General features: G+C 41.5%; 19 protein-coding genes. All 19 read left to right on the top strand.

The genetic code is table 11. The features are described 5' to 3' along the window. Nucleotides 1-18 precede the first annotated feature (18 nt). Nucleotides 19-1845, top strand: a complete 1827-nt coding sequence (locus VRHSUH10_RS05900) for a diol dehydratase reactivase subunit alpha (protein ID WP_105089791.1) — start codon at nt 19-21, stop codon at nt 1843-1845. Beyond that, nucleotides 1842-2216, top strand: a complete 375-nt coding sequence (locus VRHSUH10_RS05895) for a glycerol dehydratase reactivase beta/small subunit family protein (protein ID WP_105089790.1) — start codon at nt 1842-1844, stop codon at nt 2214-2216. The genes VRHSUH10_RS05900 and VRHSUH10_RS05895 overlap by 4 nt, the downstream gene beginning before the upstream one ends. A 27-nt stretch (nt 2217-2243) precedes the next feature. Then, nucleotides 2244-3299: a cob(I)yrinic acid a,c-diamide adenosyltransferase gene (locus VRHSUH10_RS05890; RefSeq protein ID WP_105089789.1), complete on the top strand. Its 1056-nt coding sequence runs from the start codon at nt 2244-2246 to the stop codon at nt 3297-3299. 10 nt (nt 3300-3309) lie between these two features. Next, a complete protein-coding gene (locus VRHSUH10_RS05885) occupies nt 3310-4032 on the top strand; it encodes an MIP/aquaporin family protein (protein ID WP_105089788.1) in 723 nt (240 codons plus the stop codon). 85 nt (nt 4033-4117) lie between these two features. Then, entirely contained in the window at nt 4118-4480 is a 363-nt protein-coding gene (eutS, locus tag VRHSUH10_RS05880; RefSeq protein ID WP_038117203.1) for an ethanolamine utilization microcompartment protein EutS, read from the top strand. 13 nt (nt 4481-4493) lie between these two features. Beyond that, a complete protein-coding gene (locus VRHSUH10_RS05875; RefSeq protein ID WP_105089787.1) occupies nt 4494-4934 on the top strand; it encodes a EutP/PduV family microcompartment system protein in 441 nt (146 codons plus the stop codon). 18 nt (nt 4935-4952) lie between these two features. Further along, on the top strand, nt 4953-5960 hold the full coding sequence (locus tag VRHSUH10_RS05870; protein WP_105089786.1) for a nicotinate-nucleotide--dimethylbenzimidazole phosphoribosyltransferase: 1008 nt from the start codon (nt 4953-4955) through the stop codon (nt 5958-5960). A gap of 44 nt (nt 5961-6004) precedes the next feature. After that, complete coding sequence (pduA, locus tag VRHSUH10_RS05865) at nt 6005-6286, top strand: propanediol utilization microcompartment protein PduA (protein WP_005385289.1); 282 nt, start codon at nt 6005-6007, stop codon at nt 6284-6286. 2 nt (nt 6287-6288) lie between these two features. After that, nucleotides 6289-7131, top strand: a complete 843-nt coding sequence (gene pduB / locus VRHSUH10_RS05860; protein ID WP_105089785.1) for a propanediol utilization microcompartment protein PduB — start codon at nt 6289-6291, stop codon at nt 7129-7131. Between the two features lie 89 nt (nt 7132-7220). Beyond that, on the top strand, nt 7221-7400 hold the full coding sequence (locus VRHSUH10_RS05855; protein ID WP_105089784.1) for a hypothetical protein: 180 nt from the start codon (nt 7221-7223) through the stop codon (nt 7398-7400). Nucleotides 7401-7465: 65 nt separating this feature from the next. Continuing rightward, nucleotides 7466-7996 (top strand): BMC domain-containing protein, encoded by a 531-nt coding sequence (locus VRHSUH10_RS09585; RefSeq protein ID WP_255403555.1) that lies wholly within the window; start codon nt 7466-7468, stop codon nt 7994-7996. Nucleotides 7997-8021: 25 nt separating this feature from the next. Continuing rightward, nucleotides 8022-8297 carry a propanediol utilization microcompartment protein PduA gene (pduA, locus tag VRHSUH10_RS05845; protein ID WP_005385294.1) on the top strand — a complete coding sequence of 92 codons (276 nt, stop codon included), beginning with the start codon at nt 8022-8024 and terminating at the stop codon, nt 8295-8297. Between the two features lie 6 nt (nt 8298-8303). Next, nucleotides 8304-8924, top strand: a complete 621-nt coding sequence (pduL, locus tag VRHSUH10_RS05840; protein WP_105089782.1) for a phosphate propanoyltransferase — start codon at nt 8304-8306, stop codon at nt 8922-8924. Nucleotides 8925-8937: 13 nt separating this feature from the next. After that, entirely contained in the window at nt 8938-9774 is an 837-nt protein-coding gene (gene eutJ / locus VRHSUH10_RS05835) for an ethanolamine utilization protein EutJ (RefSeq protein ID WP_105089781.1), read from the top strand. A gap of 1 nt (nt 9775) precedes the next feature. Continuing rightward, entirely contained in the window at nt 9776-10267 is a 492-nt protein-coding gene (gene pduM / locus VRHSUH10_RS05830; protein ID WP_105089780.1) for a PduM family microcompartment protein, read from the top strand. Beyond that, a complete protein-coding gene (locus VRHSUH10_RS05825; RefSeq protein ID WP_024066335.1) occupies nt 10254-10520 on the top strand; it encodes a EutN/CcmL family microcompartment protein in 267 nt (88 codons plus the stop codon). The genes pduM and VRHSUH10_RS05825 overlap by 14 nt, the downstream gene beginning before the upstream one ends. A gap of 128 nt (nt 10521-10648) precedes the next feature. Then, nucleotides 10649-12082, top strand: a complete 1434-nt coding sequence (locus tag VRHSUH10_RS05820) for an aldehyde dehydrogenase family protein (RefSeq protein ID WP_233187082.1) — start codon at nt 10649-10651, stop codon at nt 12080-12082. An 11-nt stretch (nt 12083-12093) separates the two neighbouring features. Beyond that, complete coding sequence (locus VRHSUH10_RS05815; protein ID WP_105089778.1) at nt 12094-13212, top strand: 1-propanol dehydrogenase PduQ; 1119 nt, start codon at nt 12094-12096, stop codon at nt 13210-13212. Between the two features lie 449 nt (nt 13213-13661). Then, on the top strand, nt 13662-17915 hold the full coding sequence (locus tag VRHSUH10_RS05810; RefSeq protein ID WP_105089777.1) for a 2-hydroxyacyl-CoA dehydratase: 4254 nt from the start codon (nt 13662-13664) through the stop codon (nt 17913-17915). Nucleotides 17916-17962: the final 47 nt, after the last annotated feature.

The raw sequence follows: 17962 nt of genomic DNA, 5'->3' as shown, positions 1-17962 counted from the left end.
CCTATAGGAGATGTCATTATGAAACGAATTGTTGGCATCGATATCGGAAACTCTACAACAGAAGCGGCCTTGGCCGAAATTCATAGCAATGGAGAGGCAAAGTTCTTATCTTCTGCTATTGCTAGCACCACTGGTATTAAAGGAACGCGCGAAAATATCGTAGGCCTCATGGATGCCCTCAAGTCGCTAATCAAGTCTGCTAATCTTACACTACGAGACATTGACTTAATTCGCATTAATGAGGCTACACCAGTTATCGGTGATGTAGCTATGGAGACCATTACGGAAACCATTATTACGGAATCTACCATGATAGGTCACAATCCTAAAACACCAGGTGGTTTAGGACTTGGTGTAGGCTATACAGTTCCTATTGAACAACTCATCGACAAGCCACAAGATAAGCCATACATCGTGGTAGCTCCTAAAATTATCGATTTTGAATTGGTAGCACAGCTTATCAATGCGTACTGTCAACGCGGTTATGATATTCGCGCTGCTATTCTTCAAGCCGATGATGGAGTACTCGTCAATAATCGATTAGATCATAAAATTCCTATCGTAGACGAGGTTGCGTATATCGATAAAATTCCAATGGGAATGCTTTCCGCTGTAGAGGTTGTAGAACCGGGGCAAGTGGTATCACAATTATCTAATCCGTATGGTATTGCCACTGTATTTGAGCTTTCACCAGAGGAGACAAAGAATATTGTACCCATTGCTAGGGCCCTCATCGGGAACCGCTCTGCAGTAGTTATTAAAACGCCTGCAGGGGACGTTAAAGAACGGGTAATACCGGCAGGATCCATCATTGTTATGGGAAATGACCGAACTGTATTCGTCGATGTATCTGCAGGGGCAGAGAAAATCATGGAAACCCTTGAATCCGTTCATCCTATCGAGGATATCAGCGGAGAAGCAGGTACGAATGTAGGTGGCATGCTTGAAAAGGTTCGCCTCACAATGGCGCAATTGACGAATAAATCACCTCAAGACGTATATATTCAAGATTTACTAGCTGTAGATGTGGCTGTTCCTATTAATGTGAAAGGCGGCCTTGCAGGTGAGTTCTCTATGGAACAAGCTGTAGGTATTGCCTCTATGGTTAAGTCAGATCATCTACAAATGGAAATCATTGCGAAGCAGGTAGAAAAAGAGTTAGGCGTTCCTGTTGAAATAGGTGGCGAAGAGGCTGAATCAGCTATCTTAGGCGCTTTGACTACACCGGGGACAGCCAAACCAATGGCCATACTCGATTTAGGAGCAGGCTCTACCGATGCATCTATCATCAATCAAGAAGGAAAAATTAAGGCCATTCATCTTGCAGGTGCAGGAAATATGGTAACAATGTTAATCAACTCCGAGCTTGGTTTAGAGGATATGCATATTGCGGAAGCTATTAAACGAGATCCATTGGCTCAAGTACTCAGTGTATATCACATTCGTCACGAAGATGGAACGGTGCAGTTCTTTAATGAACCACTTCCGGCAGCATTGTTTGGCCGCGTTGTTATTGTCACTCTTGATGGGCTTGTTCCTGTAGAGCGAGATATCCCACTAGAAACGATTAAACGTGTTCGTCAAACCGCCAAGAAACGGGTGTTTGTAACAAATTCTCTTCGTGCTTTGGCATCTGTTAGTCCTACTCATAATGTGCGAGATATACCATTCGTAGTTATCGTAGGTGGTTCTGCATTAGACTTTGAAATTCCTCAACTCGTCACCGATGCACTTTCACAATATGCATTAGTAGCAGGTCGAGGCAATATTCGAGGCGTTGAAGGTGCACGTAATGCGGTAGCAACAGGTTTGGTATTATCCTATGTACAGAAGGGAGGCCTATGATGGACCAAAGTATCGTTAGTAAGCCAACCATATTGCTGTATGCTACAGAGTATATCAGTGAGGATATACTAAAACCCGTTCTATATGGAATTGAAGAGGAAGGTCTACCTGTTGTCATTGAGTCCCATAGTGGTACGCATATGACATTGGCCGACCTAGCATCTCGTAATTCCGCTTTATCTGTTGGGATAGGCGTTGATGATGAGGCGATTGTGTTGACCTATAAAAACATACCAATGCATCAATTTATTTATCGACTTACGGGTTATGCTCAATATCCAGATAGCTTACGCACCTTAGGTGTCAATGCAGCCCGCCTTGTAAAAGGTAATCCTTTCGTTCCTGATGAACGATTGGAAGTAGCTTTTTAAATCTAACTAACTTTAGAGGTGGTGCATATGGCTATTTATACGAAAACCGGTGATGCAGGTACAACGGCCTTATTTGATGGCACTAGAGTACCTAAAAATTCACTTCGTGTGGACACATATGGAACCTTTGATGAATTAAATGCACAGGTTAGTGTATGTGAGAAATTAGTCGTCTCACCAGACAATAAACATGTGCTTCACACATTACAACATCAGCTATTCCGCTTATGTGCGGAGGTAGCCACGCCTCATGTGGAAAATCTAAGTGAAAGTAGTAATCTAATTTCACAACAAGATATAAGCGAATTGGAATACATGATTGATGACTATACTAAGCGATTGCCACAGCAACATAGCTTTATATTAAGCGGAAATTATCTATCTGCTGCAGAGCTACACGTGGCACGTACTATTTGTCGTCGTGGAGAACGATTGCTTATAAGCTTAGGTTCTGTAGAACCTATTCGCGATGAGGTTCGTAAATTTATTAATCGACTATCTGATGCTCTATATATCATGGCTCGCATGGAAGACTATATACAATTTGTAGAAACAATTGTAGAACGCGTTTCAGAACGTGTAGCAACTAGTCGCGAGGAAATACTGACAGGAAGCAATCAATGCGTAGGTAATATAGAGCATTCTGCTGAAAATGGAGTTAATGATATGACAACTGGAACAGAGTTAGAGCATATTATGACGAAGCTTTCACAAGCGGCAATGGACTACGCTCAGTCCATAGGCGTACCTATCGTTGTATCTATAGTAGATGCAAACGGTGTATTAATGTATTTCCAACGTATGTCAGATGCATTGCTCATCAGTAACGACATCGCTCAGGCAAAGGCGTACACCGCAGTAGCGCTTAAATCAGCAACTCATGAAATACATCAAAGCGCACAGCCTGATGGCGATCTATTCAACATAGAATCCATGGTAAACCGTAAAATTTGCACCTTTGGTGGCGGATATCCAATCATGATTAATGGAAAAATGATTGGTGGACTCGGCATTAGCGGTGGTACCGTGGCACAGGATATGGACATTGCATCTCATGCATTACAATCTCTGTTAACTCAATGAGGTGAAAACAATGGACGTAACGCAAATGTATATTAGTGAGTTTGTTGGTACTGCCGTTTTAATTGCATTTGGTAATACTACTAATGCATCTATCTTGTTAAAGAAAACCATTGTTAGTATTTTTGGTACTAACTGGCTACACATTATCTTCGGATGGGCATTTGCCGTAGCCTTTGGTGTATATGTAGGGATTACACTTGGTGGCCCAGGGCATTTGAACCCTGCCGTTACCTTTGCTCTTGCTGTAGCAGGTATATTCCCTTGGGATCAAGTCATTCCAATGTCCATAGCTCAAATTGCAGGTGGTTTTACAGGTGCTGCCATTGCTGCATTGTTCTATTATCCACACTTTAAAGTAACCGGTCCTGACGAAGGAAACTGTGTAGGGATTTTTGCAACAGGTCCAGCAATCGATAATAAACCTTTCAATTTGATATCTGAGATCATAGCAACATTTATGTTTATGCTAGCGATTCTCTGCTTAGGAAAAATGGCCGATGGTTTAGCACCTATGGTCATCGGTATCTTGGTAGCATCCATTGGTATGTCCTTTGGTGCAACTACTGGATATGCATTAAATCCAGCCCGTGACTTTGGTCCACGGTTAGCATATTTCTTATTACCGATTCCTAATAAGGGAACTGCGAACTGGCAATATGCATGGGTACCATTTATTGGACCATTGATCGGGGCAGGCTTAGCCGTGTTGTTCTTCCAATTAGTGGCACCTTAACTATAGCTAGAGTATATAAAACAACGACAAACTATAACATGTCAGTATAGTTTAAAGAATACATATTAAATTAGGAGGAGACTATATGGCCTTTCAAGAGGTAATTGATGCAAAACAGCGCATCATACAAGAGTTTGTACCCGGAAAGCAGGTTACGATAGCTCATGTTATTGCCAATCCTAAGCCAGATCTATTTAGAAAAATGGGGCTTGAGGAAAAAGGACGCAATGCCATTGGAATTCTTACCATAACACCTGGTGAAGGGACCATTATTGCAGCCGATATTGCAAGTAAATCTGGTGATATCGAAATCGGTTTCATCGATAGGTTTTCGGGGGCACTTCTCATAACTGGTGATGTATCTGCTGTTGAATCTGCTTTGCGCAGCGTAATTGAAGGTCTGCAACGCATATTAGGATTCTTCCCAACGGATTTAACAAGATCCTAATGAAAGGGTAATTATGAGCACCGAAAAGAAAGAAAAACGCATCCTTCTAGTAGGTCGTAGCGGTTGTGGTAAGACTACATTAGCAGATACGATTACTCATGGCTCGGCTACGTATCATAAGACACAAGCCATAACGAGAGTGGGAAACTTCATCGATACCCCTGGAGAATATATGGAGAATCCTAATTACTATCGAGGCATTATCTTACACGCCTATGATGCGGACGTAGTGATTTTCATGATTCCTGCAGGTGATGAAACAACCATATTCCCACCAAACTTTGGAAACTCCTTAAATCGCGAGGTTATAGGGGTTGTATCAAAGGTGGATACGGGTAAAGATGTTGAGGCGCCTCGGCGCAATCTTAAACTAGCGGGAGCCACTAATATTTTTGAAATATCAGTTCACGACGAAGAGTCGTTAAAACAATTATGTAACTACATATATAGTTAGTTGAAAGAAGGTTTTTCCATGGACAAAGTGTTTGAAGAACAACTTAATCAATTTATTTTAAATAAGGCGATCATTCCAAAAAGCTTGGGTCTATGGGAACGATATTTCAAAAAAATGTGTCTCGCGTGGCAGGATATGAAACCTGAGATTCAGGCTCAGCATATTATCTTTTCTGCAGATAATGGTATTTCCGTAGATGGCCTAATCGGTTATAACTATGAGATTACTCGTAAACAGTCTCAGAATATGATTGATGGTAAAAGTGCAGTTGCTAATTACTGTATCTTTAACCATATTCCTTATGAAGTGGTAGATGTAGGCATTGCGTGCCCACAAGGTATTGGGATAAATCGAAAGGTAGCTCAAGGCACAAAGAATATATTAGACGGTGCTGCTATGAGCGCTGAAGAATTTGACCTAGCGTATCAAGCGGGATATAACCGCGTTGTCTACTATGCAGAATCAGGTATCAATCTATTTTCCTTCGGTGAAATGGGTGTTGGTAATACCACAACTTCAGCAGCTGTCTTGAGTGGTCTTACAAAATTAGACCCACGGATAACCGTAGGTCCTGGATCTGGTCCTGATGAAGAGGCGTACATGAATCAAAAACGAGAATTTGTACGTACTGCACTATCTCATCATAAGGGACACTTAAACAGTCCAAAAGAGGTAATCAGCCGCGTAGGTGGCTTTGATATAGCCGCTATTACAGGCGCTATGGTAGCTTGTACAGACCTACATATTCCATTTGTAATCGATGGATATATTACAGCAGTTGCTATGGCTTGTGCTACTCAAATGAATGGAGAGGCTCCATTATATGGCATTCCATCTCATTATTCTCGTGAGGTAGGGATGGCAGCAGCATTAGCCTATGCAAATATTCGTCTTGATGAAGTTCCAATCCATGGGCAAATGGCATTAGGTGAAGGAACTGGTGCCGTATTAATGGTACAACTGCTTAAAACAGCACACTTTGCCTTTATGAATATAGGCACTATGGTGGAACTATTAGAAAAATAAATTTGTAATCTTTGCTCTATGTTTTGTAAAAGGAGAGAAAACAGATGACACAAGAAGCATTAGGTATGGTGGAAACTAAGGGCCTAGTAGGCGCTATTGAAGCAGCTGATGCAATGCTTAAAGCAGCTAATGTAGAACTCGTAGGCAATGAAAAAATTGGCTCTGGTCTCGTTACTGTTATGGTTCGCGGTGATGTAGGTGCTGTAAAAGCTGCTGTAGATGCAGGTGCAGCGGCTGCTGAACGCGTAGGCATTGTTATCTCTACTCATGTAATTCCAAGACCACATAAAGATGTAGAAGGTATTTTACCAACAAAGGGTGAATAATTATGGCCGATACTAAAAGTATGGTAGATGAGATTTTAAAGCGCGTATTGATGCGTATCGATGGTGCTGATTTAAGCAAAACTACAGGCGCAACAGGTAATGCATCATGTGTTTCGTCACCTGTAAGTTCACCTACTACAAATCAACTACAAACTTCAATGATTACTGAACACGTAGGCAGTACTACAACAGGCGATACAATTGGCCTCGTAATTGCCAATGTAGACAGTCAAGTATTGGAAGCTATGAAGCTCACTAAGTCATATCGATCTATCGGTATCTTAGGTTCACGTACAGGTGCAGGGCCGCAAATTATGGCCGCTGATGAAGCTGTAAAAGCAACGAATACCGAGATTGTTAGCATTGAACTTGCCCGTGATATGAAAGGTGGCGCCGGTTCTGGTTCCCTTATCATATTTGGCGGCGATGATGTATCTGATGTAAGACGTTCTGTAGAAGTAGCATTGCGTGAATTAGAACGTACCTTCGGCGAAGTATATATGAACGAAGCAGGTCATGTGGAGGTTCAATATACAGCTCGCGCAGGAGAAGCATTAGTGACTGCATTTGGAACACCAGAGGGTAAAGCCTTTGGCTTGATCGTTGGGGCCCCAGCAGCTATTGGTGTAGTTATGGCAGATACAGCAGTTAAATCAGCTAATGTAGATGTAGTAGGCTATCGTTCTCCATCGAGTTCAGCTATGAGTAACGAAGTTATTTTACAAATCTGTGGTGATTCTGGCGCTGTTAAACAAGCTGTAAAAGCAGCACGTGATGTAGGATTAGCTTTACTAGAAACTATGGGAGATATACCTAAGAATAAAGGTAATGCTTACATTATTTAATGAATGTTGCTTCAAAGAGACATTCATTCATTACATATGATTACGTCACTATAGATGATACTTTCACAATGTGAATAGGAGGATTCATAATGGCAGAACTAAATGAACAAATGTTACGGGCTATCATTATGGACATAATGGATGAAGTAGGTATGCTCAAGGATGAGCCTGTTCAGGTGACACCGAAAGAAGAACCTAAAACAGAATCTCAAGAACCAAAGTTAAAAGATTTGATTCGTCAAATGTTAGTAGATATGCAACGTAGCTAACGTTATAGGAATGCATGAATCCTGTTGCGAATCATCAACAGAAATAGACGTCGGGAGGTGGCATAGTGAAAGATTCACTAGGGTTACTAGAAGTAGCTGGTTTACTGGGGGCTATCACCGCATCAGATGCAATGGTTAAAGCTGCAAATGTACGGTTGATAGGCATAGAAAAGACGAGAGGCCTTGGCTGGATGACAGTAAAGGTTGCCGGTGATGTAGCAGCTGTAGAAGCGGCTGTTCAGACCGGTGTGGCTCTTACAAAAGGGATGAACCTGTATGTAGCTCATAAAGTAATTCCACGGCCTGCAGAAGGCTTAGTAGAATCCTTTAATGATGACTTTACAGATAAGCCAGCTAAAGTATCTGATGATACACAGTTAACTAAGGCGAGTGCTAGTGTTCAAGAAACTAAAGAAATTATAGAAACTGAACCAGTCAAAGCTGAAGTTACAACTTCTAAAACAGAGAAACCCAAATTAGATGAAAAGGTTGTTGAAGTGTTAGATGAAATTGTATCTACTATCATAGAACCGAAAAGTTCTAAGTCCACAGGTACAAAGAAAACAACGCCAAAGAAAAACTCTAAAAAGAAATAAAGTAGTAAAAATAAAGGAGATTATCATGAATAACGCATTAGGCATGGTAGAAACAAAAGGTTTAGTAGGCGCCATTGAAGCGGCTGACGCAATGGTAAAAGCAGCTAACGTTACATTAGAAGGTACTGAAAAAATCGGTTCTGGTCTTGTAACAGTAATGGTTCGCGGTGATGTAGGCGCTGTAAAAGCAGCGGTTGATGCAGGCTGTGCAGCAGCACAAAAAGTAGGCGAAGTAGTATCCACTCATGTAATTCCACGCCCTCATAGCGACGTAGAATTAATCTTACCTAAGAAAGGATAATAGCTTATGGATCGGGAACAGATTCGTGCTATCGTACGAGAAGTGATCGAAGCCATGTTCGAATCGTCCATTCCCGTAGGTGTGAGCAATAGACATGTCCATCTATGTCAGGCGGACTGGGATGTATTATTCCCTAATCAGGCAATTACTAAGAAAAGTGACTTAAAACAAACTGGAGAGTTTGCTTCAGAACAAACAGTTACTTTAGTGGGGCCTAAAGGAGTCATTCAAAATGTCCGCGTACTAGGTCCTCTTAGAAAGCAGTCACAAGTGGAGGTATCGTTGACCGATGCTCGTACATTAGGCATAAAGCCTCCTATTGTGCTATCTGGTCATTTAGAATCAGCCGTAGAGATCACTTTATGTACGGAAAACGGGGAAATAACAAAACCTATTTGTATCGTTGCAAAGCGACATATTCATATGTCGCCTGATGATGCAAAACGGCTTAATGTAAATAATGGCGATAGCGTTAATGTTGAACTTCAAACGCCAGAACGCACCACTGTATTTGGTGATGTCATCGTTCGGGCCGTGCCTGGTTTTGTCCTAGAACTCCATATTGATACAGATGAGGCGAATGCTGCCAATGTACAAGGTACAGTGATGGCGAGAATTGTACAGTAAAGTAGGTGATACGATGAAGGGTTTGAAAAAGGCAAATAATACATTGCAAGAGTTCTCTGATCTTGTAGAGTCCAAACAAGTGAGCTCGCATAATCAAAAGAATTTGCGTGTAGGTATTGACCTTGGTACATCATCTATTGTCCTATCCGTAGTTAACGACAAAGGTAAACCTATTTATGGTGCCTTTGAATACAATGAGTCCATTCGAGATGGCCTTGTAGTTGACTATGTGGGAGCTGTTACAATTACGCGAGCGTTAAAGGCTAAGGCGGAAGCAGCCTTAGGCACAGAACTTGTATATGCCGCAGCAGCTGTTCCACCTGGAACGATAGGCAAGAATAAAGATGTAGTAGGTCACGTTCTAGAAAGCGCCGGTTTTGAAGTGACTTGTATTCTAGACGAACCTACCGCTGCTGCTAATGTGCTAGGCATTACTGATGGCGCTGTTATCGACGTCGGTGGTGGGACTACTGGCATAAGCATTTTAAAAGATGGCCGAGTTGTATATACCGTAGATGAGCCTACAGGAGGCACCCATATGAACCTTGTTATTAGCGGGGCCTATGGGATTTCCATCCCTGAAGCGGAGGCTTATAAGCGGAATGAAGCTAATAAACGCGATGTATATGCAACCATACGGCCTGTTGTAGAGAAAATGGCAGCTATTTCTAAGCGTGCGTTACAAGAGGGTGGCTATGAAAAGGGGACTCCTATTGTTGTTGTAGGTGGTGCTTCTAATTTTGAGGAGTTTACCAAAACTTTCAGTCAATATATAGGATTACCCGTAGATAAGCCATTATATCCAGAATTTGTAACGCCCTTAGGGATTGCCATGGGAAGTGAGCATTAATATGGATGCATTAGTTAAACTGGTGCTAGAACGCCTAGAAAAGCGCATGACATCCACTGCTACGTTTATGGTCACAGAATGCAATAACTATGATGAACATATATTGTTGCAGAATCAACTCATTTCTTTTGCTGGTATAGATTATGGTCATATACGAGAGTTAATGAGCGATACATTGGTGCCTTGGGTAGCCTGTTTGCACCGTGCATTAGCCTATGACTGTGAGGTGACAATACGACTCGCAGTCCCTGTAACCTCGTTGCTGAATCCATCAGTTATTCTAGATTGGCCTATCAAATTTCTAGATAAATTTGGTCGTCCTATATATGCCAGCCATCAAGGATGGATAACGGCCTCTTTTGTAAGATCTTGTGAAAGTCAGTCTATTATCGTCATATATAGGGGACAACGGTTTACCATGGCTGCTCGAGATGAAATTGAGCGCTTACATATCACAATAATTGAAGGGAACGAGAAGTATGCAAGTCGGTAAAGTAGTGGGTAGTATCGTATCTACTCAAAAGCATGAATCTCTAAAGGGAATGAAACTGATGATGGTGGACATTCTCGATGGAGAACAAGAGTTGACGGGGCGCATAGAAATCGCCGTCGATACAGTATGTGCTGGTGAAGGTGAATATGTGCTTCTAACTCGAGGCTCATCGGCACGGCATATTTTCGAAGATGATAAAGGCACCGCAGTAGATTGCGCTATTGTGGGTATTATTGATAGTTTTGAAAAATAATTGTATAGGAAATAGCTGGTGCCAGAGTTAAACCTAGTTATTGTGTCACATCATGAATGTATCCTTGATTGTGTACACCGTTAGTTGACATGGTCATTGCATCAGCAATGCAACCTATATGGAGGTTCATGATGGAAAACAATACACAGTTGAAAGAAATGATCCGCTCCATGGTTATAGATGTATTACAGGGGCAAAAGCAAGAAGCAGCCTCATCAAAACCTTTTAAACAAGCGCCTAGAGGTCAAGTTGAACCAGGTGTATTTGATACCGTTGATGAGGCCATTCAAGCAGCAAAAGCAGCGCAAGCGCGCTTTGAAGATTGCACCTTGGCAACCCGTGAAAAGGTAATAGCAGATATTCGTACTGCTATGCGCCCACGAGTACAAGAGTTGGCTCAAAAAACTGTTGAAGAAACAGGAATGGGTCGAGTTGCAGATAAAGTATTGAAATTAAACCTTACACTCGATAAAACACCGGGTGTAGAAGATCTCGTTACAGAGTGTGAAACTGGTGATAACGGCATGACATTATACGAATTGTCTGCCTACGGTGTCATCGGTGCTATTACACCAAGTACAAATCCGGCAGAAACGTTAATATGTAATACAATCGGTATGCTAGCTGCAGGGAATGCCGTATTCTTTAGTGTTCATCCTGGCGCTAAGCATCTTAGTCGATTGCTAGTTAGTGAACTTAATCAAATTATTGCTAAATCGATTGGCATTGAAAACCTTATCGTAACACTTCGTGAGCCATCTATTGAGTCCGCTCAAGAGATGATGTTGCACCCCGATGTGAGTCTATTAGTTGTTACTGGTGGCCCTGGGGTTGTAAAACAAGCACTTCAAAGTGGTAAAAAGGTTATCGGTGCCGGTGCTGGTAATCCACCTGCCTTTGTAGATGAAACAGCAGATATTAAAAAGGCAGCTCAAGATATCGTCCTCGGTGCTAGCCTCGATAATAATATTCTATGTATCGCTGAAAAGAGCGTCGTTGCCATGCGCCAAATCGAGTCACAGCTAGTTCAAGAAATGGTGAAAGCAGGATGCGTCCTTATTGAAAATCAACAAGATATTCAACGCTTAGTGGATTTAATTGTATTACCGAATGGGACACCAAACAAAAAGTTCGTCGGTAAGAATGCAAGCGTCATTCTTGATGCGGCACATATTCCGTACAATGGTGATCCACGGTTGATCATCATGCGTACACCAAAAGACCATCCATTTGCAGTGATTGAAATGTTAATGCCTATTCTACCGGTTGTAACGGTAGATAGCTTTGATGAAGGCCTCGATGTATGCTTGATGTTAGAAGCGGGCTTACATCATACGGCAACAATGCATTCCTTAAATATGGAACGCCTCAATCGGATGGCTCGTAAAATGAAAACATCTATTTTTGTTAAGAATGGTCCATCTTATGCAGGGCTTGGTTTTAGTGGTGAAGGTACGACAACCTTTACAATTGCTACACCAACTGGGGAATCGACTACATCAGCGCGCTGCTTTGCACGACGTCGTAGATGTTGTTTAACAACAGGATTTAACATTCGATAGGTGGTGAGCATATGAATAAATGGACTTTTCCAACTCAAATTTATGCAGGACCAGATTCGTTGAATCGTCTTACAGAATTTAATAATGAATCCATCCTTATCATATGTGATCCATTTTTAAAAGATTCTCCGAGCCTTACGTATGTGATTGGCTTAATGGACAGTAAAAATAAAGTAACTATCTACACTGATGTGGTACCTGATCCGCCCATAACGCATGTAGTAAAGGGCATTGAATTTATGGAAGGCATTAAGCCATCCGTCATTATTGCCATAGGTGGGGGCTCCTGCATTGATATGAGCAAAGGGATTGCTTATTTTGGTCGTAAATTAAAGCATATGGATATCAAATCCTTTATTGCCGTGCCAACGACTAGTGGCACAGGATCTGAAGTGACCTCTTTTGCTGTTCTTACTGATAGCGAAACACAAATTAAGTATCCTCTTGTGGATGATGCGGTATTACCTGATGAAGCTTTATTAACGCCATTGTTTGTAAAAACATCTCCACCAAGTGTTACTGCTTTTAGTGGTATGGATGTACTCGTTCATGCGCTAGAAGCTTATGTAGCGACTGCTGCTAATAATTTTACTGATGCATTGGCCCAACAGGCGATTGAGCTTGTTTTTGAATATTTACCAAAATGTCATAAGCCAACAGCAACAGAACAAGACCTCATGTCTATGCATGAAGCATCATGCCTTGCAGGGCTTTCCTTTAACAAGGCTGGCTTAGGTATCGTTCATGCCATGGCTCATCAGTTGGGAGGACAATTCCATGTGCCTCATGGCCTAGCTAATAGTATGCTCTTGCCGTATGTAATTGGATTTAATTGCTCCCACAATCCGGCGGTAGCTAAAAAATATGCTCATTTATCTGCTAAATTAGGCTTTGCAGGTCATAATGCATCAGAGGTGGATAAATTAGCTGCTCTTATAGAAGCTATCGTTACATTGCAACATACATTAGACTGTCCAATGAATCTGACAGCCTTTGGTGTAGATAAAGCTGTATCGGAAACTAAGCTCGACCTTATGGCAGATAGAGCACTAGAGGATATGTGTTACAGATTTAATCCATATCCAGCTAACCATGATGATCTTATTGGTTTATATAAAAAAGTATTGTAATTTATATAGATTGAGTACTATATAGATTGAATACTAAAACTAGAAAATATAAGACCGAAAAAAGAGACTTTAATGACTTCATTGAAGCCTCTTTTTTATTTGTATAGGAATAGATAGTATTACTGAGGTTATGTGCCATTAGGTACACCTTTTTTCATCTTAGAATGATATAATAACTTTTACATCCTATCTCGATGTAGAGGTATTATTCAAGTTTAGTCATATTCCATATAACTCATTGGAATATAGAATAACATAGATTTTATCTACATTTGTTGTATAATATGTATAGGATATTTAAAAAATTAGATATTTTTGTGAAAGTGTATCCTCGCCTAATTTAATTAGATGCTTAGTATATTTTATGTGAGCTTCATAGTAAATGTACTACTTTCACAATATGAGTATGATCTTGTGTGGTCATACGGTTTTTGAAAAGAGAGGTATTTATGCAACACATGCTACGCATGGGTATTGACGTGGGCTCTACAACAGTTAAAGTTGTACTATTAGACGAACACGATAATTATTTGTATAAAAAGTACATACGCCATTATGCGAATATTTTGGACACAGTATATACCTTGCTCCAAGAGGCTCAAGTGGGTCATGAAAATGATCAAGTTCATGTATGTATTACCGGTTCTGGTGGTATGGCAATGGCTGATAAAGTACGTATTCCATTCGTACAAGAGGTTATTGCTGAAACGCGTGCTGTAAAAGCATTATATCCAGAAACTGATGTTATCATCGAACTTGGTGGTGAAGATGCGAAGGTAACCTATTTAGGTCAAACGGCAGAACACCGTATGAATGGTTCTTGTGCAGGTGGTACAGGTGCTTTCATCGACCAAATGGCGACTTTATTGCAAACTGATGCATCTGGTCTTAACCAATTGGCCATGAATGCTGATACGATTTATCCAATTGCAGCACGCTGTGGCGTATTTGCTAAAACAGACGTACAAGCTTTGTTAAACCAAGGCGCATCTCATGAAAATATTGCAAAATCCGTATTCCAAGCGATTGTAAACCAAACAATTGCGGGCCTTGCATGCGGTCATAAAATTGAAGGTAATGTAGCGTTCCTTGGCGGTCCATTGACATTCTTGTCTGAATTGCGCCAATGCTTCTGCGATACCTTAGAACTAGATGAAGCGCATCGCATTATCCCTGAGAATGGTGAATTGTTCATCGCTTTAGGGGCGGCTTTGATGAAAGAAGACTGTCGTGAGATTACAGTTGGTCAATTAACAAAAGAAATCGGTGCCCTCATCGGTATTCCTATGGAGGCTACAGATCGTGTAGAACCTCTATTTAAAAATGAACAAGAATTAGAAGAATTTCGCGCTCGTCATGCTAAGGCAGTAACGCCAAAGGCAAATATTGAAGATGCGCAAGGTCCTTGTTACCTTGGTATTGATGCTGGTTCTACTACACTTAAGGTAGTTCTCATCAATAGTAATAAGGAAATTATCTTCTCTCACTATGGTCCAAACCATGGTAAACCATTAGAAAAATCTCGTGAAATGATCGAGAAAATTTATGAACTCTTACCAAAAGGCGCTTATATTGCGCATTCTGGTGTAACGGGTTACGGCGAAGCGTTCCTTAAACGCGCCCTTGGCATCGATATTGGTGAAGTAGAAACAATGGCTCACTATCGTGCAGCTCGCTACTTCTGCCCTGATGTTTCCTTTATCTTGGACATCGGCGGTCAAGATATGAAATGCTGTAAGGTCCGCGATGGCTATATCGAAGATATCGTATTGAATGAAGCATGCTCCTCTGGTTGTGGTTCCTTCATCGATACATTCGCATCCGGTCTACGCATTCCAATCGACCAATTCGCGAAGGAAGGTTTATTGGCATCCTTGCCAATCGACTTGGGCTCTCGTTGTACCGTATTTATGAACTCTAAAGTTAAGCAGGCTCAAAAAGAAGGTGCTACGGTACAAGATATCGCAGCAGGCCTTGCTTACTCTGTTATTAAAAATGCCCTTTATAAGGTTCTTAAGGTAAAAGATCCTAAAGAATTGGGCGATCATATCGTTGTACAAGGCGGTACATTCTACAATGAATCCGTATTGCGTGCCTTCGAGAAATTGATGGGCGTAGAGGTAATTCGTCCTGACGTATCTGGCTTGATGGGTGCGTATGGTATGGCCCTTCTTGCAGCTGAAACAGCAGAAGAGTTACAAAAGGAAAAAAGTACTTTGCTCGATAGCAACGGTCTTAACTCCTTACAAGTATCTACGACAATGCGCAATTGTGGACTTTGCTCTAACAATTGTATGCTTACCATCAACGCTTTCTCCGATGGTCGTACCTACGTAACGGGTAACCGTTGTGACCGCGGTGCAGGTGGTATGATTCAAGAGGAACGCAAAGCAGTTCCTAACTTAGTAGACGTTAAATTGCGTCGTTACTTCGACTACTACTTAAAGAAAAATATTCCAGAGTTCGAAGGTAAAATGCGCGTTGGTATTCCTCGCGTCCTCAACATGTACGAGGATTTCCCATTCTGGTTTACATTCTTTAATACACTTGGCTATGAAGTAATCCTTTCCGATTACACAACGAAGGACCAATACAACAAGGCTATCGATACAATCCCATCCGATACAGCTTGCTATCCAGCAAAAGCGGTTCATGGTCATATTCGCGATCTTGCGAATGCACAGGTAGACTTTGTTTGGTATCCTTGTATTCAACATGGCCCTAAGGAGTTTAGCCGCGACAATAATTACCATTGTCCAATGGTTATTTCCTATCCAGAACTTATTAAAAACAACATGCAAGACGTGTTAGGGGATACTCCATTCCATGCACCATTCTTGCCGTTAGCTGATAAGAAATCACTTGTTCCTGCTCTTGTGAAAGCATTGGACTTCTTGAACCTCAAGAAGAAAGATATTGCTAATGCAGTAGAAAAAGCTTGGGAAGAACAAGAAAACTGTAAGGCTTCTTACCGTGAAACAACGAAGAAAACCGTATCTCGCCTCGTAGCAGAACAAATTCCTACCATCGTATTAGCTGGCCGTCCATATCATTTGGACTCCGGTATTAACCACGGTATTCCAGAGCTTATTACATCTCTTGGCATGGCTGTTCTTACGGAAGATGGCGTTGCTCCACTAGGTAATGAAATTAAGCATTTGCGTGTTGTAGACCAATGGTCCTACCATAGCCGTCTATATCGCGCTGCTGAATTCGTAAGTAGAACTGAAGGCTTCCAAATCGTTGAACTTAACTCCTTCGGTTGTGGCCTTGACTCTATCGTAGCGGATCAAGTTAAAGATATACTTTCAGCAAACCATAAAATTCATACCTTACTCAAAATTGATGAAGGTACAAACCTTGGTGCTGTAACCATCCGTTTGCGTTCCTTGCAATCCGTAATGGAACGTAGCTTGCGTCGTCATCATAACCCAGAAGCACCAGAAGTGGTGGAAGAGCAATTACCAACGTACGATTATAATCGCGTTGTGTTCACTGAGGAAATGCGTAAGACTTATAAAATCTTGGTGCCACAAATGTCACCATTGCATTTTAGTCTCTTAGATCCAGTCCTCAAAAATGAAGGCTATGACTTTGAAATGTTGCCAGCTCCAACGCGTGACGACATTGAAGTGGGCTTAAAATACATCAATAATGATGCATGTTACCCAGCGATTATCGTTGTAGGTCAGCTCATGTCTGCTCTATTATCTGGTAAATATGATATCAATAAAACGGCTGTTATCATCTCCCAAACAGGTGGTGGTTGTCGTGCTACTAACTACATCGGTTACTTGCGTAAGGCTTTAATCGATGCTGGTATGAAGCAAGTACCAATCCTATCCCTCAATGCGAGCGATATGGAACGTCAACCAGGCTTCAAATTGACAAAAGGTTTCTTACATCGTATGATCCAAGCCGTTGTTTACGGTGATGCCCTCATGCAATGTGTATTGGCTACACGTCCATACGAAACTAACCCAGGCTCTACAGATGCATTATGTGATTACTGGATTAAAAAATTACAGCAAAACATTACATCTGCAAGCCTTCGTCAGTACAATAAGTACATCAAAGAAATCATTCATGACTTTGATAACTTGCCGGTTAATAAAGATGTACAAAAACCTCGCGTTGGCGTCGTAGGGGAAATTTATGTTAAATTCCATCCAAGCGCTAACAACCATATCAATGAACTCATTGAAAAAGAAGGTGGCGAAGTTGTTACATCTGGCCTATTAGACTTCTTCTTGTACTGCGCAATGGATAGCACATACCGTGCTAAACACCTTGATGGTACATGGCTATCTGGCTTCTTCGGAACATTGGCTCGTGAAGCCCTTGAACTCTACCGATTGCCATACGCTAAAGCCGTAGCGGCGTCCAAACACTTCGACCCTCTACAACGTATGACAGAAGTAGCAAAAGAAGCTGCTCAATTCATCGGACTTGGTAACCAATGTGGTGAAGGCTGGTTCCTCACAGGCGATATGATCGACCTCATCGAAAAAGGGGCAAAACAAATCGTATGCTTGCAACCATTCGGCTGCTTACCAAACCACGTAACAGGTAAAGGCATGGTAAAAACACTATCCGCTGCCTACCCAGACGTGCGCATTGCCGCTATCGACTACGATCCAGGCTCCAGTGCAGTAAACCAAGCAAACCGCTTGAAACTACTACTATCGACCATGTTCGAGTAAGTAGTTAGTGTATTGCTAATTTTAGCTAAAATAATAGTTTTGTAACT

Source organism: Veillonella sp. T11011-6 (assembly GCF_002959755.1).
Lineage (GTDB): Bacteria > Bacillota > Negativicutes > Veillonellales > Veillonellaceae > Veillonella.
Note: the sequence above shows the minus strand (reverse complement) of the source record. Positions and strands in the feature narration are given on the sequence as shown.

Coding starts and splice junctions, on each gene's coding strand:
- VRHSUH10_RS05900 (WP_105089791.1), top strand. CDS start 19: ATGAAACGAATTGTTGGCATCGATATCGGAAACTCTACAACAGAAGCG.
- VRHSUH10_RS05895 (WP_105089790.1), top strand. CDS start 1,842: ATGATGGACCAAAGTATCGTTAGTAAGCCAACCATATTGCTGTATGCT.
- VRHSUH10_RS05890 (WP_105089789.1), top strand. CDS start 2,244: ATGGCTATTTATACGAAAACCGGTGATGCAGGTACAACGGCCTTATTT.
- VRHSUH10_RS05885 (WP_105089788.1), top strand. CDS start 3,310: ATGGACGTAACGCAAATGTATATTAGTGAGTTTGTTGGTACTGCCGTT.
- eutS (WP_038117203.1), top strand. CDS start 4,118: ATGGCCTTTCAAGAGGTAATTGATGCAAAACAGCGCATCATACAAGAG.
- VRHSUH10_RS05875 (WP_105089787.1), top strand. CDS start 4,494: ATGAGCACCGAAAAGAAAGAAAAACGCATCCTTCTAGTAGGTCGTAGC.
- VRHSUH10_RS05870 (WP_105089786.1), top strand. CDS start 4,953: ATGGACAAAGTGTTTGAAGAACAACTTAATCAATTTATTTTAAATAAG.
- pduA (WP_005385289.1), top strand. CDS start 6,005: ATGACACAAGAAGCATTAGGTATGGTGGAAACTAAGGGCCTAGTAGGC.
- pduB (WP_105089785.1), top strand. CDS start 6,289: ATGGCCGATACTAAAAGTATGGTAGATGAGATTTTAAAGCGCGTATTG.
- VRHSUH10_RS05855 (WP_105089784.1), top strand. CDS start 7,221: ATGGCAGAACTAAATGAACAAATGTTACGGGCTATCATTATGGACATA.
- pduA (WP_005385294.1), top strand. CDS start 8,022: ATGAATAACGCATTAGGCATGGTAGAAACAAAAGGTTTAGTAGGCGCC.
- pduL (WP_105089782.1), top strand. CDS start 8,304: ATGGATCGGGAACAGATTCGTGCTATCGTACGAGAAGTGATCGAAGCC.
- eutJ (WP_105089781.1), top strand. CDS start 8,938: ATGAAGGGTTTGAAAAAGGCAAATAATACATTGCAAGAGTTCTCTGAT.
- pduM (WP_105089780.1), top strand. CDS start 9,776: ATGGATGCATTAGTTAAACTGGTGCTAGAACGCCTAGAAAAGCGCATG.
- VRHSUH10_RS05825 (WP_024066335.1), top strand. CDS start 10,254: ATGCAAGTCGGTAAAGTAGTGGGTAGTATCGTATCTACTCAAAAGCAT.
- VRHSUH10_RS05820 (WP_233187082.1), top strand. CDS start 10,649: ATGATGGAAAACAATACACAGTTGAAAGAAATGATCCGCTCCATGGTT.
- VRHSUH10_RS05815 (WP_105089778.1), top strand. CDS start 12,094: ATGAATAAATGGACTTTTCCAACTCAAATTTATGCAGGACCAGATTCG.
- VRHSUH10_RS05810 (WP_105089777.1), top strand. CDS start 13,662: ATGCAACACATGCTACGCATGGGTATTGACGTGGGCTCTACAACAGTT.